This is a genomic window from Terrabacter sp. P5_B1 (assembly GCF_056400505.1).
Genome location: NZ_JBFULD010000351.1, coordinates 1 through 4,115, shown reverse-complemented (window position 1 = coordinate 4,115; position 4,115 = coordinate 1). Strand labels below are relative to the sequence as shown.

Annotated in this window: 3 protein-coding genes; all 3 read left to right on the top strand. The window is 72.0% G+C overall.

The window, feature by feature from the left end; translation table 11 throughout:
- On the top strand, positions 1–1,303 hold a 1,303-nt coding region (locus AC1DP0_RS18950), incomplete at its 5' end, for an NADH-quinone oxidoreductase subunit N (RefSeq protein ID WP_478087476.1).
- Between the two features lie 85 nt (positions 1,304–1,388).
- Complete coding sequence (gene htpX, locus AC1DP0_RS18945) at positions 1,389–2,264, top strand: zinc metalloprotease HtpX (RefSeq protein ID WP_478087474.1); 876 nt, start codon at positions 1,389–1,391, stop codon at positions 2,262–2,264.
- Between the two features lie 70 nt (positions 2,265–2,334).
- Positions 2,335–4,115, top strand: a 1,781-nt coding sequence (pepN, locus tag AC1DP0_RS18940; RefSeq protein WP_478087471.1) for an aminopeptidase N, incomplete at its 3' end; no start/stop codon positions are given.

The window sequence follows — 4,115 nt, the reverse complement described above, 5'->3', positions numbered from 1 at the left end:
TGTCTGCATCGCCCTCGCGTGGCCACGCACCCAGCGCAGCCGTCCGACCGACAGCACGCGCGAGCCGGTCGAAGCCGTGCTGCTGCTCGCGGCCCTGTCCGGCACGGTCGTGGTGGCCGCCAGCCGCGACGTCGGCACGTGGCTCGTCGCCCTCGAGCTCGCGACCCTGCCCGTCATCGCGCTCGTCGCCCTCTCCGGCCGCCGGTCCGCCGTCGCTGGGGCGACGCAGCTGCTCGTGACCTCGCTCGTCTCCTTCGCCCTGCTCGTGCTCGGTGTCGCCCTGTGGTTCGCCGGGACGGGGAGCCCGTTCCTGACGCCGGATGCGGCTCTGTCGTCCGGTGGCGCGTTCTCGACGGCGTCGGTCGCCGGGTCGGGCACGGTGTCGGGCACGGTGTCGGGCACGGTGTCGGGCACGGCGTCTGCAGCGGCCCTCGCCCTGCCGTCCGTCTCGGGTGGAGTCGTGGCGCTCGCAACGGTGCTCGTCGTCGCGGGTGTCGGCTTCAAGCTCTCGCTCGTGCCGTTCCACGCGTGGACGCCCACGGCATACGCCGGTTCGTCGGTGCCCGTGGCGACGTTCCTCGCGACGGTGTCCAAGGTGGCCGCGCTTGCGGCCCTGCTCGTCGTGCTGCGTGCCGTGGCGGTCCTCGGCACGCCCGCCGTGCTGTCGATCGCCGTGCTGTCCGCGCTCAGCATGACGCTCGGCAACGTCATGGCGCTGCGCCAGGACGACGTGGTGCGCCTGCTCGCGTGGTCGACGGTTGCCCAGGCCGGCTGGGTCGTCCTGCCGCTCGTCAGCATCTCCGCGCTCGGGGTCGGTGCCAGCGCCACCTACCTGCTCACCTACGTGGTCGCGACGCTCGTGGCGTTCGCCGTCGTCGCCGTCATGGTGCGCGACCGGMCCGGTCATGGCCGCTCGATCGGCGACTACGAGGGCGTGTGGCAGCGCAGCCCCTGGCGCGCGGGCGCCCTGGCCCTGGCCCTGACCTCCCTCGCCGGTCTGCCGCCGGGCGTCATCGGCCTCGTCGGCAAGGTCACGGCCCTGCGACCGGTCGTGGCAGAGGGCTGGGTCTGGCTCGCCGTCATCGCGGCGGTCAACGCCGTCATCGGCGTCGCCGTCTACCTCCGATGGCTGCGGGCCGTCATCACGGCGCCCGCCGAGGCGGCAGCCACCGCGCGTGCCCACGGGGGCGGCCTGGCGCTGGCGCGACGCCGACCGGTCATGGTGGCCGGGCTCGTGCTGGCCTCGACGGTGCTCGTCGTCGTCAGCGTCCAACCCGACCTGCTGCTCCGGCTCCTCGGCTGACACCCCCGGCCGGGGCCCTGCGGTCGGCACGCTCCCAGTCAACTCCCAGCGGGAACACCGTCCTCGGGTCGGTCGTTCACCGGACATGCACAACCACTTCAACGGGCTCAAGACGGCCGCCCTCTTCGGCGGCATCTGGGCCCTCCTGCTCGGGATCGGCGCGCTCGTCGGTGGCGGGCGCTTCATCTGGGTCTTCGCGCTGATCGGCGTGGCGACGACCTTCTACGGCTACTGGAACAGTGACAAGCTCGCCATCCGAGCCATGCACGCCTACCCGGTCTCCGAGGCGCAGGCGCCGGTGATGTACCGCATCGTCCGCGAGCTCTCCACCGCTGCGGGCAAGCCGATGCCGCGCCTCTACATCAGCCCGACCCAGGCCCCGAACGCCTTTGCGACCGGGCGCAACCCGCAGAATGCCGCCGTGTGCTGCACCGAGGGCATCCTCGGCCTGCTCGACGAGCGAGAGCTGCGCGGCGTGCTCGGCCACGAGCTGATGCACGTCTACAACCGCGACATCCTCACGAGCTCGGTCGCCGCCGCGATCGCCGGTGTCATCACCTCGATCGGCCAGATGCTGATGTTCACGAGCATGTTCGGCGGCGGGGGCTCAGACGAGGACCGCCCGAACCCGTTCGCGCTGCTCGCGATGAGCCTGCTCGCCCCGATGGCCGCGATGATGATCCAGATGGCGATCAGCCGCACCCGTGAGTACGACGCCGACGAGGACGGCTCGAAGCTCACCGGTGACCCGCTCGCCCTCGCCTCGGCGCTGCGCAAGCTCGAGGCGGGCGTGGCACGCGCTCCGCTCGCGCCGCAGCAGGACATCGTCAACGCGAGCCACATGATGATCGCCAGCCCCTTCCGCGCCCAGGACGTCACGCGGTTCCTGTCGACGCACCCGCCGATGGACCAGCGCATCGCGCGCCTGGAGAGCATGGCCGGCGGTCCGCTCCACCGCTGAATCCGGTCGGCGACCGAGCGTCCCGGCATCCCGCGCGCCGCCGGTCCCGTCGATCTGGCAGGCTCGGCCCATGCGTAGTCTCACCCTGGCCGAAGCCCGCGAGCGATCCACGCTGATCACCGTCACGTCGTATGCCGTCGAGCTCGACCTCGACCAGGGCGCGGAGGTCTTCGGCTCCCGCACGGTCGTCCGCTTCGCCTGCGCCGAGCCCGGTGCCGACTCCTGGGTCGACCTCAAGGCGAGGTCCGTCGAGACGATCTCCCTCAACGGTGCGCCGCTCGACCCGGCGAGCGTCGCCGACGGCCGCCTGGCGCTCACGGGCCTCGCCGCCGACAACGAGCTCGTCGTCGCCGCGACGATGGCCTACAGCCACGACGGGCAGGGCCTGCACCGGGCCACCGACCCCGCCGACGACCTCGACTACGTCTACGGCCACCTCTTCCTCGACGCCGCCCCGAGCGTCTACGCCTGCTTCGACCAGCCCGACCTCAAGGCCCCCTACGACGTCACCGTCCACGCCCCGCTCGACTGGACGGTGCTCGGCAACGGCGCCGCCGAGCAGACGAGCCCCGGCACGTGGACCCTTGCCACGACGAAGCCCCTCGCGACGTACTTCATGACGGTGTGCGCGGGGCCCTTCGTCTCCGTGCGCGACGAGCACGACGGCATACCCCTGGGTGTCCACGCGCGGGCCTCCCTGCGCGAGCCGCTCGAGCGGCACGCGCCCGAGCTCTTCGACGTCACGAAGCGGTCGTTCGACTACTTCCACGGCCTCTTCGGGATCCGCTACAGGTTCGGGGAGTACCACCAGGTGTTCGTCCCGGAGTTCAACGCCGGGGCGATGGAGAACCCGGGCTGCGTGACCTTCCGGGACCAGTACCTCTACCGTGGCGCCGCGACGCGCGACGAGCTGCTGACGCGTGCCAACACGGTGAGCCACGAGATGTCGCACATGTGGTTCGGCGACATCGTCACGATGAAGTGGTGGGACGACCTCTGGCTCAACGAGTCGTTCGCCGAGTACATGTCGCACCGCTGCMTCGTCGACGCGACCGAGTACACCGACGCCTGGGTCGACTCCTCGATCGTGCGCAAGGTCTGGGGCTACGGCGCGGAGCGCTCCCCGTCCACCCACCCGGTCGCGGGCGTCGAGGCTCTCGACGCGCAGAGCGCGCTGCAGAACTTCGACGGCATCTCGTATGCCAAGGGCGCGGCCACGCTGCGCCAGCTCATCGCGTACGTCGGCGACGACCGGTTCATCGCCGGCGTCCGCGCCTACCTGACCGACAAGTCCTACGGCAACGGCACGCTCGCCGACTTCCTCGGCGCGATCGAGACCGCGAGCGGCAAGGACCTCGAGGCGTGGTCCCGGGCGTGGCTGCTGACGGCCGACCGCGACACGATCTCGGTCGACGTCGAGGAACAGGCCGGCGTCACCGAGCGCGCGGTGGTCCGCCGCGAGTCCCCGGCCGACCGACCCGCCGACCGGCCGCACGCCTTCGACGTCGCCGGCTGGACGGACGGGCGCGAGGTCGGCCGGGTCGGCGCGACGATCACGGGTCCCGAGACGACCCTGGCCGGGCTCGAGGGCACACCGGAGCCGGCCGTCCTCGTCCCCAACGCCTCGGACCTGACCTGGGCGCGGGTGCGCCTGTCGGACTCGACGGTCGCGGCCCTCCCGGCGCAGCTCGCCCAGATCCCCGACGGCCAGGCCCGCGCCGTCGTGTGGTCCGCGCTCATCGACGGCGTGCACGGTGCGACGACCTCGCCCGAGTCGTTCCTCGAGGTGTTCGACGCGGCGTGGCCGCACGAGACGAACTCCTCGATCCTGACTCGGGTCGCGGCCTACGC